A 24,036-nucleotide genomic window follows, 5' to 3' on the forward strand; every position below is an offset into this window, starting at 1 on the left:
GTAGATACGCGTATCGATGTAGCCAATATGATGATGGGCCGAGTTCTGCAAGCTTTCCAGGCTACGTTTTCTCACCTGGGTTCACTGGACTTCAAACCCCATATCTGGTATCTGGATCGGGTCAAAATCAACGTTCAGGCTAAGCCTGATACACTCGCTCAAACTGCACTGTCTTTCTTAACGCAGAAGGGCGTTAAGCGTACTGAGGCCCCGCTGATCGCTATGATCGCTGAAGCTCTGATTCTGAAAGCTCAGGAGGATAAAGAACTTTACGAGATTTTCAAGGGTAAAGGCCAGCCGGGTAACATTGTAGCTGGTACGGCGACTGCTGAAGGAGAATCTCTAAAGGGTATCCGTCAGAAAATCCGCGATTACTATGCCTCTAACGAAATGACGGCTTCCAATAAAATTACCATGGGTGCTATTCCTTTGGACGCCGTTGATTTTGTTTCTTACATGGAGTTGTTCTATAAGTCAATTCCGGAAGATGTAAGAATCAAGATTAAGGATCTTTCGATGGGTACTGTATTACGCGATCGCTTTAAAGAGGGAATGCGTAAAAAGTATAACACGCAGTACAACCAGGCTACTGACTTAGTATCCCTGATTGATACGGACGTGCAGATTAAGGGCTTCCAGGCCCAAAACGGTTCTTCTCTGCTTTTCGCTACGCCTTCGGCTAACCGTGTAGGCTTCATTAAAGGTGCGGCTAACAAGTCCGTTTTTGATGTAGCTCCGAAAGATTTGTACGACGTACTGATGGGTACTGACTGGTACGAAGGCTACGACTTCATTAACCCGGCGTGGGTATTCACCAACGATCAGGATCTGGTTAACGCTTAGAATCTCCACCCCCTAACCCACGTATAGAAAAGACCGGAAGTAACTAATTCCGGTTCTTTTTAAAACGTATAATAGAAATTTCTTATGGCCAACGAAGCCAACCAACAACCCCAAGAGCCTACGATCGAAGAACTCAAGATCCAGCTCACAGCTGAAACCAAACGGGCCGATGAAGCTGAAGCCTTAGTCGTTGAACTAAATGCCCGGATTAGTAAAGCCGAAAGCGTAGGAGTGAAAGTACTGCCAAACGTGAAGCTGGGTAAAGATCACTACTCATTTGTGTCTGAACCTGGTATCGTTCCTCCCTTTGGAGAGCTGATGGCTGAAAGCATCGCTGACGATTCCGAAGAACTCGCTCACCTGGTTAAAATTAAGGCTACGTGCTTAGTTAAAATCGACACTAAGAAAGCGTAACGTGGCCTTTTAAGGTCATTTTACCTATTTATCTATTCTACCCACACCCTAAAATATATTATCGATGCCCAGCATTAAACCCCTAGTGGAAAATTTGCTATTCGACAATACCCCGACCGCCCATTATGGTGGTTATCGTCAGACGGTATACTTCGGGTTATTTGAAGATACGAAAACGTTCCCTCAGGTTGCTGCTCTTACGGCAACTACCACGAACGCCGACGCTGTTACCGCAGTTGGTACGTTAACACCAGTTACAGGTAAAAAATTTGGCTCTATTCAAGCTAAAGTTCACCGCGTTGGTCAGGAAGGTGATTACGCTGCTGAAGACAACTCTGCTGCTAAATATCTGCTTAAGATCTTCCTGCAGGAAGGAGCTGAAGCAGAAGGTTTCCTTTATAAGTTCAAAGGAGCTTATATGTGGTTTGCTCCCCAGCAGTCGGATGGAACCTTCCGCCTTTATGGTCGCGATACGGGTTATCCGGCTCGGATCATTGGATCGAAGCTGGTACACCCAGAAAGTCCGGATGATGCGAAAGGTCCTGAGATCGAAGTAACGATCGAATTTATGCCTTTTGCTCCAGCGTACTGGACTGGTACGATTTCTACGGCTGCCGGCGTCTAACTTCTACCCGCTAAAGGCTTCTGTTACTAAATAGAAGCCTTTAGTTTTTCCCTATCAACTCATGCCCGAAAAGAACGAAACCCCCAAACTTTCCCCCGCACTCGATGGTAAATACGAGTTGCAGGATTATCAACCTGGTCCGATGGAAATTTCCGGATTTGGTTTAGTCGATATGACTCGAATCCCCTTAGCCATGGCCGACCGAATTCACGAATCTGGAAACTGTCCGCACCTGGTTAAAGTAGAATCCAAACCTTCAAAAACCGCTAATTCTTAAGTTTTGCTTTTGTCCATGTAACCCGAAAGGTGAACCGAGTACGGTTCACCTTTTTCTTTTACCATGCACGAAATCTCACGCTGGCTGCAGGACCCTGACTATGAAAAGGGAGTAGCCCTATACGATCGATTCGGTAATTCATCGAGTCTTAAAGTTCTGTTTCACTCTGGAGAGAGTTCCCTTTCCCGGCCGAAGCTTAAGCAGGCCTTAACCGAGCTGGCCAGTCAGCTCCCGGCCGCAAAGCCTTCAGTGGCCACGGTCGCAAAACCGATCGAGCACCTAAAATCCGTTCGTCCCAGTCAGCTTCCCGACGCTCCAGCTGAAGTAAAGGCTCTGGTACAAAAACGCAGGGAGCACTACGATGAAATGCGGGTGCAGCACAGTCGTTTGAAGCATTTATCCACGGATATAGAACGCTTTGAGGCTGCCAAACAAATTATCAGTCAGGAAGGCCCGATCTGGGAGCTTTGGGAGCAGACCAACTACTACGATGAACACCTGAAGCTTCTGCCTCCAGCTCCGACCGTGCAGGTAGAAAATCCGGACCGGGCTACCCTTCGCCAAAAGCTCACCAACTTAAGAACCTACGTATCCAAACATAAGAAAAACCCCGCCCGGGAAGCTGACGTACTGGCCTGGCAGGCTCAGATCAGACAGCTGGAAGATCAAATCGCTCACCTATGAAAAAAGTAACTAAACATACCAGCCCGCTGGCCATTGCTCAGGCCGTCTATAAGGGGCAGGAGCTCGACGTTTCGCCGGGGGTGCAAACCACGCACGCGTACGTAGAAATGGCCTCAGAATTATTACGCTCCACCGGCTCGAAGATGGAAACGGCTCTAAAGCTCAAGAATAAGCTTAAAATGTCGCTTTCATCGGCCTATTACTACATCAGTCTTGCTCAGGAGCAGGACCAGGAGCTCGATCAGGACGTCCGCAAATTCTTTGTCTGGATGGTTTTAGAGCACGCCGTCGAACTATTGGATCGACTCAAAAAGGATAAGAAAAACCCGAAAGAAGAAGTAGGGCTTTTAAAAGTATTGTCCGAACTCATCGATAAGCACATGAACGCCAAGGAAGGCATTAACTGGGCTGAAGTGAATCTACCCGAAATTCTCGTACTCCAGAGTCTGCCTGAGCAGGTGAAATCCGAATGGGTAGGCAAGTCGGATAAAGAGATTGAAGAAACGCTTATTAAAGTACTCAAACTAGACGAAAACCCCGAAGATGGAAGCATCGAAGACATCGAATTCGAAGACGCAGATGAAGCCTAGTTTTGAGCAATTGCTGACGGATTACAGCGATGAACTAGCCACGATCGCAACCAAATACATTCATTCCAATCCGGCCCAAATGGTAATCAATGCCCTTTGTGCGAAAACCAGTATTGCCATCTGGGGCCGGAACTCTGGTAAAACCGAAACCGTCCTTTCTACCTTTTTCTACCGGGTATCCAAGGCCATGCCCCGGGGCACGTCCGCCCTGGTGTCAACCACGTACACGCGTCTACTGGAAATGGTTATCCCAGCCCTGCAACGTGGTTGGGAGCGGATTGGCCTGAAGGAAGGAATTCACTACTGGATGAATAAGTATCCGGATCTTCCGGGTGTGCCACGTCCGTACCGCCGGCCGGGTGATCCCAAACACTGTATTTTCTGGTGGAATGGCCACGTCACGCACATGGTTAGCCTGGACCGGAAATCATTGGCCAACGGTCTACGTACGCAGGCAATCGGCGGGGATGAGTGCCGGCTCTGGAATTATGATTCTTTTGCTGAATCCATTCTACCCACCTTCGGAGGTAATCAGGAGCACTTTGGTGATCTGCCTGAGTACTGTTCGCTTTGTCTGGTGACGGATATGCCCCGCGACCCCGGGGGCAAGTGGCTGTTCAACTACGAAAAGGAAATGAATGAGTCTTTGATTGGGGCCATTCTTGTGCTGCAGGATAAAATTGCCAGACTCAAACTCAAAGCAAAAGAGCTGAAAGACCAAGCTAAAGCGATTCCGGATAAGCTGCAGCGTTCGATCAAACGCTGGGAAAAGTGGATTGCTAAGCTACGCCGTAAGTGCGTGTACATTAGCTACGCCAGTACGCTGGATAATATCCATACCGTACCGCTGGAAACCCTGAAGCAGTACCGCCGATCACTATCCCCATTAGAGTTTGACTTTTCGGTACTCAATAAGAAGATGACTCAGGTAGAAAACTGTTTCTACGGTTTTCTTAGTCCGAATAACCATGGTTACTACAATACCAATTACGAGTACATCGATAGTCTTCCCAAAGGGCAGGAGTTTAAGCGTAACTGGAAATGTGATAAGGACGTCAATCCCTATAAACCCCTAGACCTTTCCTTTGACTACAATAACAAATGTTCGAACCTGGCCATCGGGCAGGTGCAGTATGGGGAAGCTAAGTTCCTGAATCACCTCTGGGCTCTAAACCCCTTACTGCTCACGGACCTGGTTGAGAAGTTTAACGAGTACTACAAGGACTTTCCCACCAAAAAGGTACGCTACATCTATGACCATACGGCCCTAGTCAAGAATGCGGATACGAATGAATCCTTTGCCATGAAGGTGGAAAAGAAGCTCAAGGAGCTGGGTTGGCAGGTAGAAGCCCACTACATTGGCCAAGCTACCGAGCACCAGGAACGGCACCAGATGTGGGGAGATCTCTTTAAAGGTCTGAAGGCTCTCAAGTTCCGCTATAACCGCGATACGTGTAAGCACTGGCAAATTGCCGCACTGCAGACGGAAACCAAGTACCGCGAAACAAAGAAGGGTATTCGGTTTGCCAAGGATAAATCTTCCGAACGGTCATCGCTGATCCCTCCCTACGAGGCAACGCACATTACTGAGGCCCTGGATGCGTTGATTGTCTTCTACCTACGTACCGCTGCCAAGGCTGGGTATGTACCAGTTGCCGACTCTATCGGCTGACAATTGTCACCCGCTGCTAGGCCTGAGTGATTGCCTGCTCAGGCCTAGCGATTGCCGGATAACCTGCTGACCTTCAAAGGGGGTAGGGGTGCCCGGATCACATTTCGATGATTTTTCAAAAGGCAATTGCTTTCTAAAGTCAGTGCGGGCCAGCAGTCAATCGACACAAAAATTCTGAAAAAAAAGTGTTTTTTGATTAATGGTTTAATAATCAGCGATTTGTGTTTTTGAACTTTGAAAAAGTGTCCCAAATGGCCGAATTGCCGCGTTTTTTGGGCCTAAACGCCGGCAATTACACCAGAATACACTGTCCTTTTTTCCAGCGGGGTAGGGGGTGAATTTCGATTCGTGGAAAACATCAAACTATCCGAGGTCCTGGAAGCAATCAAGGGTAAAGACGCTTCCAATAAACCCGTTCGCTTTTCAATCAAAGCTGTTACCCTGTCCCTGACTCGAAACACCGGCGGGGAGCTCATCACCTGGGAAGGGGTACAGCTGGCCCGGGATCATGCGGACTTACCCGTCACGGAGCGTAGGGAGTACGTGCCGGTGCATCGCAAACGATTGCCCGAAGTCTGGAAGTCGGGTATCATCAAAATCTACAATCCGACTACCAAGCGGATCATCGACGTGCGTATTCGCCTCATTACAGAATTCAAATTATTTACCGACCCACACTGGCGGGAAGTCCGCCTATAAAACCTTATGTCAGCTGAATACAAAGAAGTCATTCATCCGAATGTTCCGGATGCCGTCTTTTTGCCTAGCTCCGGAGCTCTCATCCGGATGGATACCCGGGCAGGCCTGAAGGATAAAGTTTACCAGCCCTTAACGCCCCAACGCCTGGAGCATTTGCATTCCCTGGGCGTAGCTCTTTGGGGGGATGATAACCAGTTTCCCAACCGGGCGTATGATTCGGGGAAAGTCTCGACGATCATCGGCGGGGAAAACGGGATCCCGTTCCTGATCCGGGCCATCTACGGCGATGGGATTGAGTACGGTATCGAGCGTTACGATGCCGAAAAGAAGGAAATGTACATGGATCAGACGCCGATCCCTGAGCTGAATAAGCTGCTCTATAGTCCAGCTACACAGGCCGCACTCCAGCAATCGATCCATGATCATTTCTGGTTTCGTAACCGGATGCCGCGTCTGATCTTTTCGGCTAACAAAAACAAGGTGGTCAGCCTGTTTCCTGGCAAAGCCATTCATACCCGGTGGGCTCTGCAAAATACCAGTGGTCTGATTGAAAGATGTTTCATGAATGCCAACTGGGATTTATTCGCCGGCACGGGTACCGAAAGCAAAGAGACCATAAACCTGCCGGTCATTAACTCCCATGATTTTCTTGCTCAGCAGAAAGTACAAAAGGATTTAAAAAACTTCGATTACGTCTTCAGGTCCTACGACGCTTCCAATGCGGATTACTACCAGATGGCTCCCTGGCAGGCGGCCATTGAATCTGGCTGGTACGACGTGGCCATGCTGATACCGAAATTCAAAAAATTCCTACTGGAGAACCAAATGACGATCAAATACATCATCGTCATTCCGGATTGGTGGTGGGCGGATCAGGCTGGTGGCCAGCCTGCCTATGACGCTATGACACCCGAAGCCCGGGTCGCTTTCCATCAAAAGAAAAAGCAGGAAATCAACGATTTCTTATCGGGCCTAGAGAACTCCGGAAAGTCGCTTTTTACCTCCGAAAAAACGATGGGGCACGGCTTTGAAATGCTGAACACGCCCCTAGAAGGTTTACGGGTAAAACTGATCGATAAAGAAACGTTCTCCGGTGAATATCTGGAAGATTCAGCTGAAGCCAGTACGCACCTGATGTGGGCTCTGGGGATTGATCCCCGGTTAATTGGGGATGCACCGGGATCCAACCGATCTGGCGGTGCCGGCTCTGACAAAGAAGAAGCGTTTAATATTTTCCTAAACCTCTGTAAATCCCACGCAGATGCCATTTTCGAGCCGCTTCTCTGGGCGGCCAGATATAACGGCATCGATCCGGATTACTCGCTTCGCATTTGGTTTAAGCGGCCCTTCTTCCGGGCCAAATCCGAAACTACGCCCTCCAAGCGGAACACTGTACCCGAACCTGAAACCAAAACGCAGCGTGCAGCCTAACCCCCATGAACTTTGAAGAAATTATCCCGGATCAGAACGTCCTTAAAAAGTATCTGTCTGGAGCTACAACGGCTCTAACGGTTGAACACCTGAGCCGCTATCTGAAGGAAGCCTACCGGATGAACATTATACCCGTTGTAGGCAAAGAGCAAATGGCCGCTCTCAATGCTACGGATCCGGAACATGCGGAAGCCGTGGATCTTCTGCGTGAAGCCCTGGTAAACTATGCGGTATTCAATGGCTTTGACCGCCTGAGTGTTCGGTTTTCAACTTCTGGCGTGCAGCAGGTAAGTTCTGAATCAAGCCGGCCGGCTCCGCTGGAAACTAAGGCAAATGCCCGATTGGAATTTGAAAAAGCGGCACACAGTGCGTTAGAATTCCTGATTGGTTTACTGGAAGATGGAGCGAAGTCGGTTTTTGCGGCCTGGTCAGCTTCGAGCGTTTACAAGCAACTCACGCGTACATTCTTTCATACCTCCCAGCAATTTAATCAGGCTCAATCTGCTACCGTGGCCCGGGATGGATTTCTAGCTCTGGTGCCCACTATTGCCCGGGTGGAACTCTCATCCGTCCGGCCGATCATCCCAGCGGTATTCGATTCTTTGAAGGCAAAGCAGAAAGCTAGTACGTCCCTCACCTTTTTAGAAGAAACGCTACTGGAGGACTACATCCGGCCGGCCGTGGGACTACTGACAATAGGGGAAGGCCTGTACGCCCGGGCCGTAGTGATGAACCTGGAGGGAACAATCACCCAGTTTGATAACTCGACTGCCAACCGTCAGCGGGGAGCCCGCCCGGCAGATCCTGGGCTGATTGCGGATCTGTATAAAACATCCATTGCCCGGGGGCAGGAAATGCTTGCCCGGATGATGGATTTTGTCTTACAAAATGCGGAAGATCTGGGCTACGTCATTCCCGAAAATCCTACCTCACACCCTTTAGAAACGCTTAATAAATCCACCGATCGCATTTACGCATTTTAAGCAATAGACCCATCACCCCAAACTACCAAAACTATGTCTAGAAAAACGTACGTGCGTCTTAACGAAACTCAGTTACGCAACCTTATCAAGCTAACCAGAACCGAATTCGATGCGTTAGCCGCTGGATCGTATGCCTGGGAGCGGAAACGGGAAGAACTCTATAATCTCGAAGTAGCCTTTCACAACGGTGATAGCCATTTGAAGTTTAATCACGAGTTTGAATATGCCCTAGGAACGAAAGTCTACTTCATGGAAAACCAAGAATTCTATGAGGCAACGATTACGAGTAGAGAGGTATGTGAATATGCAGACAGCGATTCCATCCAGACTCAGAAGCTAGTTAAATACGGAATTTCCGGGGGTCGGTTAAAGACTCAATACTTTCGGTCGGGTGATTTTGGAAAGAAAGTATTTATCAATCGTAATGACCTTTTAGCTAGTATACAGTTTTCAAAGCCCCCACGAATTCTTTAACTGGCTAATAGCTATGCAAAACATTCTTATCGAGGACCGGCTATTCGCTATTCCCAGTAACTACAACGAGGCTACCCCGGGCCAGATACGGGCGATCGTACGCTATGATTCTCGGAAAATGAAGGCTTCCGATCGTTTTTTGATGATTCTGCTCTGCTTAATGGATGGGCCCGGCCGCTTATGGCTACGATTTCGTTGGTTTTTTAAGCTCACCAAAGCTGAAGCCATGCTTGAAATGCTTGATTTTACGCCGGAAATCGAACATTTCTTGAGTAATACGATCCCTTTTTATCAGCAAAAATTCCCGGTTTTAAGGCGTTTTAAACAGCTTTACGGCCCCGGGGATGCCCTGAGTACGATTACCTTCAGACAGTACCGGCAAACTGAAGAAATTGGTTACCGCTACCGGGAAACTAAAGATGAAAAGGATCTCGACGAACTGCTATCAGTGCTGTATTTGCGGAAGCCTTATACCGAACTTTGGTACAAGTCCGTTCCGGAGCGTTTGATGATCTTGGATGAACAGATGGTGTATCGGAAGAAAATCATTTCCCGGATTCCTATGGATCAAAAGCAAGCAATCTTTCTTTGGTACCTGGGCTCCAGATCGGTGCTCATGCACCAGTTCACCCGAATCTTTTCGTCCGGGAAAAAAAGTAGTGAAGAATCGGATTCAGCGAAAATAACGCCTGCTCAGATTGGTAGTTCATATGCCCGGCTGCTGGATGGTCTGGCTGAAAAGGCTACCAACTACGCCGAATGGGATGCAACTAATATTTACGACGTACTCAACAACTATCAGGAAAAGCTTCAGGAATCCGATAGGGTAAAAGAAGCCAGTCGAAACCGTAAACCCGCATGAACCTAACAATTTATAAGGAATACTTTGAAGGCCTGGCTAAAAAGAAGCTTTTTGGCCATGATCCAGAGCAGGAAATCCACCGTTTTAACTTTCTGCGATCGAGTATAAAATCCCTCCATGGACTTATTCAGGATTTAACCGCTTTGAATCTGATGGTTTATGAGCCCCGGCTTCAACGCCGCCTGGAAGGTGGGGTCTTCAGGGACTACTACCAGTGCGATTTTGAGCTGTATCAGCGTTGTGATATGGATGATGAAGCCATGGAGCTTGCCATAAAGACCGAGGCTCAGATCAAAGCCGGCAAGTTGTTTTTTAAGGTTTTACACGACTTTCACGAGGCCTATGATACTGGAGCAATATTCCCGATCGGACAACCCGTAGGAGATTCTTTCAGTGGCCAGTATTATGCGGGTGCCGGTGATGATAACGAGGTAGGGTTTGCGTTTCAAATGCTTATTAAAGCAGATGCCGGATTCAATCAGCCGGGAACTTTAATTGATTCAAATGACTGGTTAGATTGATAATTAACCTAAACTTTCATTTATTATGAATAATCCCAATAATCCGCCTATCAATTTCAATAATTGGATTGATGTACTAACAGTCGTCGAGCAAAGGTCTTTAAGTAGATATAGATTTGATGATAAGATCTCATTTCAATTTCTGGATTCTAACGAGAATGTGGTAAGTGCCGATATTCATTATTTTAGTATTTTAAGTAATTCTCAAAGAGAGATTACTGAAAGATTGAATTCGATTTTGAGCAAAAAAAGCATTCTGACTACATTAATTGATTTTGTAAAGTCAAATGCGGGTGCACATAAAAATTTGCATGAAGGATTAGAACAACTGGAAAATCTTCGTAATCAAATGTTGTTTGTTACTGCATTTCGACATAATGATACTCAAATTATTAAAAGTTATAGTTTTAATACCAACATTGCTGGAGCAGATCCACGTGAAGATGAAAGGCAAACAAAACAAAGAGCTCATATAGATGATCTTCTAATACAGCTTCTTGATCCAAGTGCTGTTATTAATATGAAGGGAAAACTTTTGCGTCTTTTGGACGAGCAGGATGACAAAGTTAAGTTGCTTGATGAACTAATAGATTTCTATGTGAATGTTCATGCGTTGCCTAAAATATTATTATTTCAACGATTAGATTACTAATACACTATAGCTTCGGAACTCACTGAGGCTGTCTTTTTTTCCGCGTAATGCTGGGTTTTTATTCGGTTCGTGAATGAAACCCAGCATTTTTTCGAAGAGTGGGTACGGTATACCTGCGAACGACTAGCCCATAACCTGCAAAAGCAGGGTGTCCAATTTTCTGAAGGGTCTGCCAAAGACTTCGTAAAGACCCGTATTGAGCAACGTGTCAATGGCTACCTAGTAGCCTACTTCACTTTCCGCATGAGCGGACGCTTCATTGATATGGGGGTCGGAAAAGGGACCTCCTTCGCCGAAAGCCGCAAGGGTACCCGCTCCACATCATCTACCCAGCAGGACAAACGCCATAAGCGTACCCGTAAAAACTGGTATTCTACCACCATGTACGGCCGAATCCACTGGCTACAGGAGGCCATTTCCGCTCAGATTATCGAAGAGTACTTACCCGAATTACCCAAGCTTCCACCCACACTGAATGTATAATTATGTCATTAAACACCGAAACCACGACCACCAAAGTCGTTACCGACGCCTCCCAGTCGATTAACGAACTTGGACGATTAGAAGCGGTTTACGCCGCTATGTCCCGAAGTATCAAGGACCTGACGGGACGCACGAAAGAAGATATTAACGTCCGTAAGAAAATCAAGGCTGAACAGATCGAGCTAAAAAAACGAATTCAGGACTTACGCGTCGAAATCGGAGCCGAAGCCATGTCCTACACGCAGCTTCAGCGGGCTATGAAAGAAACCCGTCTGGAGATGGGTAGAATGGCCCCAACCATGGAGGGCTACGAGGAAAAGCTGCAGGAGTTAGTACAACGCGAAAAAGACTACAAAACCGCTATCGAAGCCCGTAAAAAGGCCATGTCCCTACCGGAGCCAGCCCCGCCAGAACCTGAGAAAAAAGGCTGGTTTGCTACGGCAAAACAGGCTGTATCCAACCGAATCGGGCTTGGTAGTATGGGGGGAGCTGCCTTAATTGGTGGCATTGCTGGAGGCGTGGCCACGATGGGTATACAGCTTGTTGAAAAGTTCATCGATAAAGCTATAGAGAAAGTCACCGAAGGGCTAAACCGGGCTGCTGAAAAATCGGCAGCCCTTTCGGCTATGGCTGCAATCACGGGACTTGATCTCAAGAAAGATGCCGCTGATCTGAAGTACTACGGGGATGCCGCTGAATACATGGGTAAGAAGTTCAATATGTCCGTGCCCGACGTGATTGGAGCCATGCAGAAAATTGGCTCGATCAAACCTGAACTGTTAGGAGCCAAAGAGGCACTGGCTGGACTTACTGAGGAAGCGATCACGCTTTCCCGGGCGGATGGAGCTTTAAGCATAGAAGACGCTGCTGTCGCCCTGGTAGGCTCGCTTAACCAGTTTGACAAAGGAGCTGATCAGTCTACCCGGTACATGAACGTACTGGCGGCGTCAGCGGCTGCCGGAAGTTCTGAAATCAACCAGGTCGCCGAATCCTTCAAGGTGGCCGGTGCCGTACTATCTGCCTCTAATATCAGCTTTGAACAGTCGAACGCCCTGGTGCAAGTATTGGCCAAGCGTCAAATCCTGGGATCAGAAGCCGGTACGGCCCTGCGTAATGTCTTCAGCAAATTGATGGTGGCCAATAAGGAGCTGAATCCGTCGATTGTTGGTGTAAATACCTCGCTTGATAACCTGGCTAAGCTTTCACCTCAGAAGCTGATCAAGATGTTTGGTCAGGAAAACTTAGTAGCCGCCAAAACGCTAATCGATCTACGGGGTGAAGTTGCTAGGCTGACCAAGGAAATGACCGGCACCACCGAAGCTACGGATCAGGCCCTTAAGCGGATGGATAACCTCAAGGAAGATCTCGAAGCGACGGGTAAATCCTGGGATCGGCTATTCGATTGGTCCGAAAACCAGAGCTCTGGGTTCCGCTCTGTCGTACAATCGCTGAAAGGGGTTTTTGACTGGGTAGCCGACATTCGCAAATACTGGAATCTGACCTGGACGGATGCACTGGGTCCGATTGCTAGTGTGAAAAAGTTATTTGACGCGTCAGGAAAGGCCTCTGATGCCCGAAAAGCTGCTGCCCAGACTGAGCGAGAAAAACAGGCACGTCAGGAAGGGGATGCCGACTATCGCAAGGGCACCACGGAAGAGAACCTTAGCAAATATGAAGGTAAAAACCTGTTTGAAAAGGAACGAGCCTATGCTAAAGAATACCTGGCTGAAGCCCGAAGAACGTACGGGAAGCTCGATAAGCAAATCAAATACCTGGAGAGTAATCGTAAAGCCGCCCGGGCTTACGACGTGCCTAAAATGCGGGAACAGTTAGCCCGTATGGCCGGGAAAGTAGTCGCCGGTAAGAACGCCTTAGCGGATCTGGATCAAACGGAAGCTGCCAATAAAAAAATGATCTCAGACATTAACCGGGGAGCGGGTGAAAATGAAGATAAAGCCGGAAAAGCCGCCCGTGAAAAGCGTAAAAAACACTTGGCTGAACTGGCTAAACTGGAAATTCAGAACCAGAATACGATCGCCGAAAATCACCTGCAGGCGATCGAAAATGAGGAAGAGCGGGAAGTACAACTACGTACGTTGCAGTACGCTAAGGAACTTCAGGATGCTGTAAACCAGGAAGGCGATAAAACGGCATTGTTCAAATCCCTGGAAGATCGCCGGAACCTGGATATTGACAGAATCCGGAAGAAATACGCCGAAAAGCGGAAGGAGGAAGAACTCGAAACCGCCGCCCGCCTGGTGGATGCTACCCGAAACCTTCAGCTGCAGGAGGCTGAAAACTGGGTACGTTCCGCAGAAGCCAAGCAGAACAACCAGAAGGAGGTTTTTAATGCCCGCTATAATCTTTCTATTGTCCAGGAGGAACAGGAGCTGGCCCGGCTGAAAGCTCAGCATGACAAAGAAAAGGAAAAGTACAAGGAAAACGCCGTAGCCCTTTCAAACCTGGAAACAGCCTACCAGAACCAGGTTACAGCCATCCAAAAAAAGGGAATTAATGACCGGCAGCTGTTCACGGATGAAGACATCCGGATGCGTAAGCAGTCAGCCCTAGCAGACAAGCAACGCCAGTTAGGGAATGACGTTCGTCAAGCTGAATTAAGCGGTAATCCAATGGCAATTCTGAACTCTAGGTTAGCTATGCTTGATCTGCAAATGCAGGCTGAACTAGATGTTACCAACCAGACCGAGGAACAGAAAAACGAGATTATCCGGGGCTATATGCTGGAGCGGGACGCCATGTTCCGGGATTTCAACAAGCAACTAGCCGTCGATATTTTGGAGGTTTTCAACGCCGGCATTCAAGGCATTGGCCGTATTACATCGATGCAGCTTCAGAATGAAGAAACCCAGATGAATAATACTAAGGCCCGTAACGATAAACGCCTGGATGATCAGCTGAAAAAGGGAGCCATTACGCAGGAACAGTATAACATTCAGAAAGAGAAATCAGATGAACGCTACGAAAAAAAGCAGAAGGAACTACGCCGCCGCAAGGCCGAAGCTGAAAAGAAAGCCACTCTGTTTGAAGCCGCTATACAAATACCACTTGCAATCCTGAAAGCTTCCCCCAACCCCTTTGCAATGGTTGCCGCTGGAATCGCCGGGGCCGCTCAGCTGGCTGTCATTGCTGGTACGGAAATACCTGCTTACGCCAAAGGTGGACCCGTTGGAGGTAAATGGAACGAAGGTCAGATCGTCAGGGTGGGGGAGAAGGGTCCGGAATGGGTTGCTCCCAACTGGCAGATCATGGACCCCGCCACCGGTCCTACGTTGGAATGGCTGGAAGAACGCCGGGCGTCCGGAACAAAAGGCTTTGCCGGTTCCCCGCCGCCTGGGACTACGGCTCCAGGTGGTACTGATCCGTTATTACTCCAGGCCGTTGCACAAATTACGGATGTAGTCTCGCAATTATCCGGAAAGCTTGACAACCTGCATGCGAAGATTTATACGGATCAGTTTGATGATGAATTTGGTGCACGTCAGTCCATTATGGACGATGCCAACGTAGCAGTTTAAAACTAATAATTCCCTCCCATCTTGGGAGGGAATTATTAGTTTTAAGTATTTCTATCCATTTGGTCTAGGAAATTTTCAAGAGTTTGTCCAATGTTTGAAAGATTTGTTATCAAATAATTCTTTCGCTTTTCTAATTCGTTCAAACGCCCAGTCAGTTTCCTTGAGATCCATTGTAAATCTCCTTGCATCCAATATGTCTCTAATTCTTTTGGTAAGGGGCCCAACTCTGCTAAGATCTCTTCCCTTAATAGTTGTAGCTGCTTCTCCTCGTAACTTCTCATATCTTGCATCAAGCTCTGCTCGTCCTGTTTCAATTTCTCTGTCGCATTCCTCTTTAATTTCAGCTGTTCTTCGTATTGCTTGCTTAATATCCTTGTTAATTCCTTGCGTTTGTATTTGAGCATATCTAATTCGTTCTTCACTGTTTGCTCTAAGAGATTCGATTCGTTGTTCAAGCGTGTCTCCTCCTGATCTAATTCCTGTAATTCTACTTTCAAGCTGTTCGATTTCTCTTTCAATCTGTTCGATTTCAGCTTCAGTTCGCTCAATTTCAGCTTCAGTTCGGTCAATTTCTTCTTGGCATCCTGCTCTAAGTTCTTTTTCTTCATTTCCAAGCTGGCTGTCTTTGAATTTATATCGTCCTTCCAGATTGTCAAATTCTTTTTCAAATCCAGCTTCCTCTGTTCTAAAGCTTTGATTTTTTTCTTCAAACTTTTCTCGTCGTGGTACAAAGCTGTTTCTAACTCGCTGTTGAATTGAGCTTCGTAGATTTTCCCATTCGACTCGTGTTGAATTTTGATTTGCTTCAACTCTTGAGATTTCGCTTCTAAGATTTCGGTCAGCTGATCGATACGGTTCTGATTCCAAACATCTTTCAATCTCTCGAATAAGGTTATTAATTTTTGCTTTTCTGCACTCGTAAGTTTCGTCGAATTCAAGTATTCGCTTTTCAAAGCCATCAATTGATGATACTTCCTCTGAGTTAAGGGAGGGAGCGTATAAAGCATTTGCTTGCTCATAATTATAAAGCCATTTGGTATGGGTAGTAGTTAAAAATGCCTTTTCAATGTTTTCCGCTGAATCTTTAGGTATGGAGACTTCAACAGTATCTATACCAAGAAGCCTTATCTTGAACAGTTTTTCCTTGTCAACTTTATGAGTAGCCACCAGCTCAATAAAGAGAATGGGATTACCTTCTTTGTTAAGAAATGTTACATCCGGTTTTATTAGGAAATGTTTGTCTGTATCACCTTCGAAATTCTTGCCATGTACTACATTGCCTTGATTATCTTCAAAAAAAGATAATTCAATTTCAACAGAATGGGCTTCTATTACATGAGATTTTTGTAAAATGTAACCGTTTTTTGTTGACTCTGGAGGAAACTTTAGTGTAGTAGGAACTTTTATTTTTTTTAAACGCTGAAGTATATCTTTAGCTAATTGATGTCTATATGTTTCGTCTTTATACTGACATCTATTAGCTAATGCGATGTCATCAGCGTAGTGTCTAAAATGTTGTCTATTTATTTCACCTTTAACAGCAACTAACTCAGCTTTACATCCAATACAGAAATAGCCGTTCTTTCCGCTCTTAGCATCGGATATGTAGATGTATTTATCTTTTACATCTAGGGCATAGACATTTGATTCTTCTTTGGTGGGGTCCATTTTTTTAATTGGATAACAAATAGGATTGTAATTTAAGCGAAAATGTAAAAAGTATAGCTTACTAAAATCATGTAAAAAATATAAAAATGTTTTTGCTCCGAAATTTGGAGCAAGACGGTTTTGTGTTGTATCTTTGTAGTGTACAAAAAGGGGAGACACCCCGCTAAAAACTGTCCCGAGTTAATGTTCCAGTCCCTTCTCTCGATCGCCGCTTCTAACCCTGAAGGCTTCACCGTTGCGATCCCCTCCCTCGAAATGATCAAGGCGTTTACTTCTACCGGAATTGTGGTAGCCTACGCTGAAACTCAAAACTGCTTCGGCACGGAAGGCCTTAAAAAAGTCATCTTCCATGCAGAAAGCCATGATCGCTACGTAGGGGGATGGCTAGACGAAGAAACCGGGCTTTACTACTTCGATAGCGTAAGGATTTTCCCCGAATCGAAGCAAGCCGAAGCCTTGAAATTCGGACGGCAAAACGGACAAATCGCTGTCTTCCGATTAAGTGACGCGAGAGTAATTAAATGTTAAATCAAGCCGGGGGAAACCCCGGCTTACAACCATAAAAAAAATGTTAGAGTCATTTGACCGATTATCATCCATTACTGATTCTGCTCGAATCGCCCGATTTAAGGATTTTGCCCAAAAGTATATGCGTCATGCTCGTATCGAGATTTCGGTATTAATGGTCTTTGCTGTACCTAACCCCCGTATCGTTGTGCAGATACAGCAAGAAGAAGAAAATTTGACCGACGACCAGTTGGTTGAAAGAGCTTTAGATGTGTTCGCTAATGAATTTTCTGGGCCTGTCGAAGTACACGTAGTTGTCAAAAAACTAAAATCGAAATTTGTTCTCAGCCACGATAATTTAGTCGTTGTTGGCTATGATGAACCTGATTTTATTGCGGTAGTTAGCTTTTATAATTACGGGGGAGCAGGCTTTGAATACGATGGAAATAACTACTGGGTAGTTGCCATTAAAAACAAACCAGATCTTTCGCGTTTAAATCAGGTCGCGAAGTGGGTAAAACATGAGTATATCCTAAAGAGAGTTTCCTTTGAGGGACTTTCTTCCCGGTCTCCTGTAAGCGAAGATTTAACGATAGAGGACCTGCAGGCATTCTTTGATAAGCGTCCTTCCCTTACTCCTTCAGCCTTCAGTTTAGAGGCTGGTTTTTCTGATAAACACGTACGGCAACTCTTGAGAAAAGAGCGTTCGATTACTGTAGAAGTAGCCTCGCTTTTGCTGCCCTTGATGGAGAAGTACGGGTATGAGGGCAAGCCTTTTGATTCGCGTGCTGGGGAGGGATTTGTATCTGAAGGATAGTTGTACTAAATTATCCCTTATAAATTCTGATCCTCTGGCTTAACAGTCAGGGGACTTTTTGTTTTTACGAAGTTTCTACGTTTTATGAACGCGGGTTCATAAAATGTTATGAAACACAGTTTGTGCAAAACCAGTTAATTTTCGAATATACAATCCCTATTCGAGGGCTACATGAGGATGGCGAGTAAATCTACTTTATTTGCAACGGCGACGGCTGAAGCCGAAATAACTATCCAGCCGGGGAGTAGGTGTAATGGTATATCGGATCAGAAAAAAAGCCCTTTTTTAGGGTAAAAGAGCATTCGCTAAGTATTTTAATTCCGTTAAGGTACGATTAAAACCTATTTCGGATTTCTTTTCTAGCGAGTCCGAGCGATAATTTCAATTCCAACTAGGTACGATTAAGACTGGCTGGGGTTAGCGGGCCTACGGAAACATGTTCTTATTTCAATTCCAATTGGGTACGATTAAGACGGAACTTATTTTGGAGGGTGGAATACACATTGGTAATTTCAATTCCCAAATAGGATACGATTACAAAGTTCCTTTAAACTACTTTCTCCACAAACATATAAAAAGTTTTGTAGCCTAACTATAATACATTCATAAAAAATGAGCGACAGGATTTTTCTCATCCTGAAAGGATGATCATATCCATCCAAATTTTTAACGTTTCAACATACCAAAGTCTCTATATTTTTGTGAAATTAAGAGAAGTAATTCAAAAGGATTTAATTTAATATACAGGTCTCTACTAGATTGATGAGGTTCTAAGACTATCTTTTGACCACTTTTATCTTCTATTTTTGTAATAGTAGCATCTAATGTATTTCTGAAAATGACGTTATCATGTTCGTGCCTATATTGTCCTTGAAGATGTAGGAAGAATTCACGAGTTTCAATTCTGTTATAAAAATTTAAAGGAGCACCAATGCTCGATTTATAATTATAATCCGGCCTATTGAGAGCAAATAAACAGCCAAGTAAATAAGAATTCAAGCTTATTAAATCATCTACATCAATATTAAAATCTTCTTTCCATGATTTGTTTAAAATATTGTCTATTTCATCAATGTCATTGTTAAATATGATCATCAAAAATGATATGTAAATCCAAGCAAGTTGGTCAAATTTGTTAGGGAAGTTATCCGCTTTAATTGTAGGAATTATATAATGAATATTTTCTAGCTTAAGAAGTTCTCTTAGGGAAATAAGACCCATTTGTACTTGTGCTCCAAGAAGCTGCACAAACGAGGTTGAATAATTGCCTAATACATCAATAAAACTAATTACTTCATAATTTGCTACTTTTGGCTTATAAAATCCTATATTTTTTAAACTAATACTTTGTAAAATATGTAGTACAGCCGCTGAAGCTAGAGAAGCAATAGAAAAATGAAATACTTGCTTTGAGTAAAATTTATCTATGTATCCTGAAAAATTAGTAGATAAGCCATACCTAGCACTAAATATTCGTCTAATATTATCAATGTCGCAAACCAATAAAATTCTATTAAGATCAAATTTATTAGAGAATCTTTTGTGTTCTCCTCTATTATAAGGAGCAAGGTCAACGCGTGCAGAAAATACATTTAGAATTCTGAAAATGTGGTCAGGGTCTAGCCTGTCAAGATCATCAATTATCAGTATAACTTCTTTGCCAGCAGTTTGTAATTGATTTATACCTTGAATAATGAAGTCAGTATACATGTCATGCTCATACAGACCTCCTTTTTCTTCTTGAAAGGAATCTATATATTTACGAACCTTACTCAAATCAGATGAGTTTATTTCTTCTAGGTATTTGTTAAACTCTTCGAATAGCTTTTCTAAAAATCCTATTCCTGTACTTACAGCCTTTCCGGTTTCGGAGATTGAACCCATTATTTCTTTAATGACTCCAAAAACAGTTTTATCGAATTGTTTACTTCCATGAATGATTAAGTTTTGAAACACTTGTGACTTTTGGAAAACAAAGTCTTCATACTTTACTCCGTTATTTTTTATCAATTCCCATAATATATCGAACTTTATTAATTCGAAAATATCTTTATTGGAACTAATACTGTAATTCACTGGAAATAAATGAATAACGGCATACTGATCTTCTCTTTCGCTGAAGTAAGTTTTTAGAAATGTAGTTTTGCCTGAGCCGAATTTGCCAGAAAATAGGATATGATCGTTATCTTGAATTTCAAGATGGTGGCCAAATTCGATATTTTGTTCTTCCGTTATGATTTTAAAAGTACTTGCTGTGTTCATTTGATGTAGCTGCTGATTTTATTTGATATAACATCAAATGCCAATAGGTTATCATAACGCTATTGTGAATTTGATCTTTGGATTCAAAAAGACCATAGATCCGCACGAAGCATTCAGTTTTAGCTCCTAGCAAAGAGCTATATCTGGTAGTAAAACAAAAAGTAAACGTTCTTAACGCAATTAATTCGGTCATACTTTATCGAATAGGTGCCCTTGGTATGGGCGATCAAATCTTTTAGCAAAACGCCGCAGAAGTTCAGCTAAGTCTTTACTATCTTTCATTTCATCAATAGCCTCTTGTATAAACTGCTTTAAAGAAACTTCGCCTTTTTCACTGAGGAACTGAAAGTACATAAAAAGACGAACACCATTTGAATTCTTAGGATTTAACTTTCTAAGTCTGCCTAATGTACCTACAGGAAATCGTAGATAAATTAAATGATTAGTGATTCTAGCGAAAATATGAGGCTTATTTTTAAAACAATCCTCTTTCATAGGAATACCTGTAACTTTATAAAGTAGTCGATAGTATTCCCGTGGGAAAGTAACTACATAAGACTTCGGTTCAGAGGAAATATGGTCTGAATTTGGGTCTTTGACAATAAGTTCTCTCCTTTGATTAGCTCTGTCAAGGCTTTCATCAAACCATTTGCTATCTGACTTACTCTCAGTTTCAGAAAATATAAATTTCTTAATATCTTCATCTGAGACTTGCTTTTGAGCGGGTACTTGAGGCTGTCTATTAACAGACTTTTTTTTGATTTTCGACATAGATTAAAAATTAAAGTCCTTGAAAAGTGCTTTGTTCATACTTTTTCGCCTTTTCTTCGGCAGTGAAACGATTTAGCCAAGGCGAATCTTCTTTATAATCATTATCTATTGCCTTGACAGCCTCAATGAAATCAGGTATAAACTTACGGTATTTAGCGAACAACTTTTCAGAAACGTCTTTGTAAGTATAACAATAATTTGCATATATTATGCTAGGATGAATATCATAAGCATTAGCCATTTCTTTTACAAATACCTGATTATCAATTTGCGGACTGGCTTTCTTTAACTTTTCAGTAGAAAAAAGGTATTCTCTGGCAAAAGTATCAGCTTCTACCTCTCTCTTATCATAAACATCCAGTTCGCCTGAAATATGAAAATTATTAATCCTAATATCTTCCCAATCAAAAAGGACATGGTGAAGCTCATGTATAAGAGTAAACCATAAGCTTGGATAAAAGACAGAATAGTTAGTAATAACAATACATGGCCTATTATTAATCGAAATTGTTGCTCCTCTTACATACAATGTTGTTAAATATGGTTGGAAGATAACAGTTACGCCTAACTTGTACAGATCACGTATCACTTGGTATAAACCATATTTTATATCTGTAGTATGCCATCTAATAGAAGGGATATAGTTAATTAGGGCATCTCTGTCATAAGGGTACTTATTATTTATATGTTTAAAAATTGTCGCAGCGGATTCAATCCAGAATATCCGTGTCATTTCATTGATAGGAACTGGCTTGCCACTACTGAAGGCAGCAGTTACAGAATTTTTCCCATAATCAAAGATAGAATTTAGCCCAAGATGTTTTACAATTACTTCTTCAATATGACTAAAGTCGGATATATTATCTAAAAAACCACTTTTTTTTAGTTTGACAATATCAAAATGCTTAAGAATAAAATCCTTCTTGTCGCTAGACTCAATTATTTGATTGTGATGCTTTTTGAGTTTATATAATAAAAGTATCACAACTTTATCAACAGGCATTTGCAGAAAATCAGCTAAACGAGATAGAGCTAGTAGGTCTACCATTTTCTGAGTTCCATCCAAAATTCCATTAAGTGCTCTGTATTCAATGTCTAATTCTGCTTGAACAGCCCTATTGGATAGTTTTAAATCCAAGATACGTTTTTCAAAAAGTTCTCTAAGATCAGGCTCAGGCTGACTGAATATTTCTGTAAGCAAACGTTCGACATCATAATATTTACTATCGGGCATGACTGACTGGTGTAATTTTACATCACTAAAATAATGCCCTGAATTTATATTGTCAAGTATTTTTTTTAAAATGATGTAATTTTACAACACTTTTTTTGTAAAGGCTGCTATTACGCAGTTCTTAAGCTTACCAACCATAGTGCTGTCCTTTTTTCCAGGGTGTATAGGGTGAATTTTTGAAATACAAATCAGTGCTTCATTCACTCATACCCTTATGCAGACACATCACCGAATCAACTATCTACTAGAGCCGGCCTTTATCATCGGCTCCGTACCGGGATGGATTGATATGCTCCTGAGTCATGGTCAAGACTTTCTAATCCAGGCAATTAAGGCAGTCTTTCTAACCGCCATTACTTTCTACGTAAGCAAGTTTTTAAAGAACAGAGACAAATGAACACGCCAAAGAAGCGAGCCTTCTTCAACAAGTATTGGCGTGTTGTAAAGATTGCCGCTGATAAATACCAAATCCGCCCTGAAATCCTAATGGCCATCATGGCCCACGAAACGGCCTGGGGCCGATCGGATAACCTGTTAAAAGGAAATAATCCCGGAGGGGTAACCACTGCTTTATGGCGAAAGACGCCCTATTGGTCTCCGACCGATGGTACCAGGGACCGCCCCAAAAATGAAGGGGGTACGTACAACAAGTACAAAACGCTGGAGCTGGGTCTATTAGATAATGCCTACTTGCTGACCTACAAGCGGTACCATGCCTCTTTTAAGCTCCAGAATGATACGGCTGAATTCGCGGCCCGCTTCGTTAAAACTGGCTACTTCACCGGTGATCCTGAGATTTACCGCAAATCCTTAGTTTACAATATCCCCCAATTCAAAAAAGCCTATGAGTCAGTTACAAAGTAACCTTTCCCAGCACTGGAACCGCTACCTGGTAGTAATCGCTTTAATCGTCCTAGCTATCCTGAAAAACCGGAACGTATTGACGTCTGATGATGTGATCAACATTCAATACGCCTTGTACACGTTGGGGATCATTCCTAGTGATCCAAGACAAATTCCAAAGACGATTATTCGTCCAGTCATTCGCCGGGTCCGCAAGGTGACTCCCTTGCTTTTGCTATTCGTTTTATCTCAATGTAAACCCGCTTCCAAACCTGTAACCCCGGGCGACCTGGCCCGGGTGCAAGTAAAGAAACAAATCACCCGCACCTATGAAAAAGTGGTTGTTGCTGTCGATGCTATGCCTGATGATCAGCTTTCAAAGTTGGTCACAAGCGACTCTGAAACCGTTAAGCTTTTCGAACAGTATTACCGAGCAGATGAACGTACCAAGTAACGCATCACTACAAGCCTGGCAACGTATTGCCTTTACTTACAAATTTCAGCGAGATTCTACCGGGCGTATGTTGGCTGATACTACAGCTGCCTATCATACTTACAAAGTCGAACAGCCTAAAAAACAGGCTTCTGCTGAAAAGAAAGCCCATAAAGTGGGTTTTATCAGTGGCTTTAAATGGGGTGGGGGAGTTGTTACCATCCTACTGGCCGTCATCGCAATTGTTAGTAAATGACCCTGCACGATCTTCCACCCACCTTTGATCAACGTATTGCCGTACTTATGGCCGGTAATACGTTGATTCATCATTTTTTAGACCCCCAAGTCGCTCTACCTGAGAAAGCAGTTTCAGTAGGGGTTTGCTATACAGGTAAAGCCCTGGCTGCCATTCACGAAACCAAAGAGGTTTTTGTTTTTGACTACGCAAAGAATCCGGCGACAAATGAAGTAGATCTAGATCTGAAGGAAGTTTTACCCTACTTGCCTGGCATGATCGCTGACTTTCCGGATCAGGCAGCCAGCGGCGTCCAATCGCATGATCTGGTTCGGGAAGTGATCATTACGCAGGAATTCTATACCGAAAGCATCGAGCAACGAGGCGTAGTAGGTATCCAGATCCTGCACGTAATGAACGCCGGCACGGGTGGCAAACTGGCCCGCCTGTCCGGTCAGGATTATCTAACTGAAGGCCTGGATAAGCCCCTGCAATTTTTAACCCATCAGCCGGAGGAAAA

At 44.0% G+C, this 24,036-nt stretch carries 26 protein-coding genes; 22 read left to right on the top strand and 4 right to left on the bottom strand.

Going from position 1 to position 24,036, the window contains the following annotated elements; all coding sequences use genetic code 11:
• From ACOJTG_RS12615 to ACOJTG_RS12690, 16 genes are all read left to right on the top strand, one after another.
• A partial coding sequence (locus ACOJTG_RS12615) for a hypothetical protein (RefSeq protein ID WP_420154143.1) occupies nucleotides 1-843 on the top strand: 843 nt, incomplete at its 5' end.
• An 84-nt stretch (nucleotides 844-927) separates the two neighbouring features.
• On the top strand, nucleotides 928-1,257 hold the full coding sequence (locus ACOJTG_RS12620; protein ID WP_420154144.1) for a hypothetical protein: 330 nt from the start codon (nucleotides 928-930) through the stop codon (nucleotides 1,255-1,257).
• 85 nt (nucleotides 1,258-1,342) lie between these two features.
• Entirely contained in the window at nucleotides 1,343-1,882 is a 540-nt protein-coding gene (locus ACOJTG_RS12625) for a hypothetical protein (protein ID WP_420154145.1), read from the top strand.
• A 61-nt stretch (nucleotides 1,883-1,943) separates the two neighbouring features.
• Nucleotides 1,944-2,159, top strand: coding sequence for a hypothetical protein (locus tag ACOJTG_RS12630; RefSeq protein ID WP_420154146.1), 216 nt, complete (start codon nucleotides 1,944-1,946; stop codon nucleotides 2,157-2,159).
• Between the two features lie 63 nt (nucleotides 2,160-2,222).
• On the top strand, nucleotides 2,223-2,843 hold the full coding sequence (locus ACOJTG_RS12635) for a hypothetical protein (RefSeq protein WP_420154147.1): 621 nt from the start codon (nucleotides 2,223-2,225) through the stop codon (nucleotides 2,841-2,843).
• Nucleotides 2,840-3,433 (top strand): hypothetical protein, encoded by a 594-nt coding sequence (locus ACOJTG_RS12640; protein WP_420154148.1) that lies wholly within the window; start codon nucleotides 2,840-2,842, stop codon nucleotides 3,431-3,433. The genes ACOJTG_RS12635 and ACOJTG_RS12640 overlap by 4 nt, the downstream gene beginning before the upstream one ends.
• Entirely contained in the window at nucleotides 3,387-5,105 is a 1,719-nt protein-coding gene (locus ACOJTG_RS12645; protein ID WP_420154149.1) for a hypothetical protein, read from the top strand. The genes ACOJTG_RS12640 and ACOJTG_RS12645 overlap by 47 nt, the downstream gene beginning before the upstream one ends.
• A gap of 348 nt (nucleotides 5,106-5,453) precedes the next feature.
• Nucleotides 5,454-5,804, top strand: coding sequence for a hypothetical protein (locus tag ACOJTG_RS12650; RefSeq protein ID WP_420154150.1), 351 nt, complete (start codon nucleotides 5,454-5,456; stop codon nucleotides 5,802-5,804).
• A 6-nt stretch (nucleotides 5,805-5,810) separates the two neighbouring features.
• Entirely contained in the window at nucleotides 5,811-7,235 is a 1,425-nt protein-coding gene (locus tag ACOJTG_RS12655) for a hypothetical protein (protein ID WP_420154151.1), read from the top strand.
• Between the two features lie 5 nt (nucleotides 7,236-7,240).
• Nucleotides 7,241-8,218 (top strand): DUF6712 family protein, encoded by a 978-nt coding sequence (locus ACOJTG_RS12660; RefSeq protein WP_420154152.1) that lies wholly within the window; start codon nucleotides 7,241-7,243, stop codon nucleotides 8,216-8,218.
• 33 nt (nucleotides 8,219-8,251) lie between these two features.
• Complete coding sequence (locus ACOJTG_RS12665; RefSeq protein ID WP_420154153.1) at nucleotides 8,252-8,692, top strand: hypothetical protein; 441 nt, start codon at nucleotides 8,252-8,254, stop codon at nucleotides 8,690-8,692.
• Between the two features lie 13 nt (nucleotides 8,693-8,705).
• Nucleotides 8,706-9,554, top strand: a complete 849-nt coding sequence (locus ACOJTG_RS12670; RefSeq protein ID WP_420154154.1) for a hypothetical protein — start codon at nucleotides 8,706-8,708, stop codon at nucleotides 9,552-9,554.
• Nucleotides 9,551-10,075 (top strand): hypothetical protein, encoded by a 525-nt coding sequence (locus ACOJTG_RS12675; protein WP_420154155.1) that lies wholly within the window; start codon nucleotides 9,551-9,553, stop codon nucleotides 10,073-10,075. The genes ACOJTG_RS12670 and ACOJTG_RS12675 overlap by 4 nt, the downstream gene beginning before the upstream one ends.
• Before the next feature lie 25 nt (nucleotides 10,076-10,100).
• Nucleotides 10,101-10,727 (top strand): hypothetical protein, encoded by a 627-nt coding sequence (locus ACOJTG_RS12680; RefSeq protein WP_420154156.1) that lies wholly within the window; start codon nucleotides 10,101-10,103, stop codon nucleotides 10,725-10,727.
• Nucleotides 10,728-10,796: 69 nt separating this feature from the next.
• Nucleotides 10,797-11,210 (top strand): hypothetical protein, encoded by a 414-nt coding sequence (locus tag ACOJTG_RS12685; protein WP_420154157.1) that lies wholly within the window; start codon nucleotides 10,797-10,799, stop codon nucleotides 11,208-11,210.
• Between the two features lie 2 nt (nucleotides 11,211-11,212).
• Complete coding sequence (locus ACOJTG_RS12690; protein ID WP_420154158.1) at nucleotides 11,213-14,746, top strand: phage tail tape measure protein; 3,534 nt, start codon at nucleotides 11,213-11,215, stop codon at nucleotides 14,744-14,746.
• Nucleotides 14,747-14,821: 75 nt separating this feature from the next.
• Here the strand turns inward: ACOJTG_RS12690 and ACOJTG_RS12695 are convergent, their stop codons facing one another.
• The gene (locus ACOJTG_RS12695) at nucleotides 14,822-16,573 is read right to left on the bottom strand and encodes a hypothetical protein (protein WP_420154159.1); all 1,752 of its coding nucleotides are present in this window, start codon (nucleotides 16,571-16,573) and stop codon (nucleotides 14,822-14,824) included.
• Nucleotides 16,574-16,597: 24 nt separating this feature from the next.
• Between ACOJTG_RS12695 and ACOJTG_RS12700 the strand changes: the two genes are divergently transcribed.
• Both ACOJTG_RS12700 and ACOJTG_RS12705 read left to right on the top strand, forming a co-directional pair.
• The gene (locus ACOJTG_RS12700) at nucleotides 16,598-16,942 is read left to right on the top strand and encodes a hypothetical protein (protein WP_420154160.1); all 345 of its coding nucleotides are present in this window, start codon (nucleotides 16,598-16,600) and stop codon (nucleotides 16,940-16,942) included.
• A 40-nt stretch (nucleotides 16,943-16,982) separates the two neighbouring features.
• A complete protein-coding gene (locus ACOJTG_RS12705; protein WP_420154161.1) occupies nucleotides 16,983-17,738 on the top strand; it encodes a hypothetical protein in 756 nt (251 codons plus the stop codon).
• Between the two features lie 666 nt (nucleotides 17,739-18,404).
• Here the strand turns inward: ACOJTG_RS12705 and ACOJTG_RS12710 are convergent.
• From ACOJTG_RS12710 to ACOJTG_RS12720, 3 genes are all read right to left on the bottom strand, one after another.
• Nucleotides 18,405-20,000, bottom strand: coding sequence for a P-loop NTPase fold protein (locus ACOJTG_RS12710; RefSeq protein ID WP_420154162.1), 1,596 nt, complete (start codon nucleotides 19,998-20,000; stop codon nucleotides 18,405-18,407).
• Nucleotides 20,001-20,189: 189 nt separating this feature from the next.
• The gene (locus ACOJTG_RS12715; protein ID WP_420154163.1) at nucleotides 20,190-20,771 is read right to left on the bottom strand and encodes a P63C domain-containing protein; all 582 of its coding nucleotides are present in this window, start codon (nucleotides 20,769-20,771) and stop codon (nucleotides 20,190-20,192) included.
• 10 nt (nucleotides 20,772-20,781) lie between these two features.
• A complete protein-coding gene (locus ACOJTG_RS12720) occupies nucleotides 20,782-22,005 on the bottom strand; it encodes an ImmA/IrrE family metallo-endopeptidase (RefSeq protein WP_420154164.1) in 1,224 nt (407 codons plus the stop codon).
• A gap of 393 nt (nucleotides 22,006-22,398) precedes the next feature.
• Between ACOJTG_RS12720 and ACOJTG_RS12725 the strand changes: the two genes are divergently transcribed.
• The 4 genes from ACOJTG_RS12725 to ACOJTG_RS12740 all read left to right on the top strand — a co-directional run.
• The gene (locus tag ACOJTG_RS12725) at nucleotides 22,399-22,869 is read left to right on the top strand and encodes a glucosaminidase domain-containing protein (RefSeq protein WP_420154165.1); all 471 of its coding nucleotides are present in this window, start codon (nucleotides 22,399-22,401) and stop codon (nucleotides 22,867-22,869) included.
• The gene (locus ACOJTG_RS12730; RefSeq protein WP_420154166.1) at nucleotides 22,850-23,302 is read left to right on the top strand and encodes a hypothetical protein; all 453 of its coding nucleotides are present in this window, start codon (nucleotides 22,850-22,852) and stop codon (nucleotides 23,300-23,302) included. The genes ACOJTG_RS12725 and ACOJTG_RS12730 overlap by 20 nt, the downstream gene beginning before the upstream one ends.
• Nucleotides 23,286-23,537 (top strand): hypothetical protein, encoded by a 252-nt coding sequence (locus ACOJTG_RS12735; RefSeq protein ID WP_420154167.1) that lies wholly within the window; start codon nucleotides 23,286-23,288, stop codon nucleotides 23,535-23,537. Before ACOJTG_RS12730 ends, ACOJTG_RS12735 begins: the two co-directional genes overlap by 17 nt.
• On the top strand, nucleotides 23,534-24,036 hold a 503-nt coding region (locus ACOJTG_RS12740), incomplete at its 3' end, for a hypothetical protein (protein WP_420154168.1). The genes ACOJTG_RS12735 and ACOJTG_RS12740, both read left to right, overlap by 4 nt.

This window comes from Siphonobacter sp. (assembly GCF_048595215.1).
Taxonomy (GTDB): Bacteria; Bacteroidota; Bacteroidia; order Cytophagales; family Spirosomataceae; genus Siphonobacter.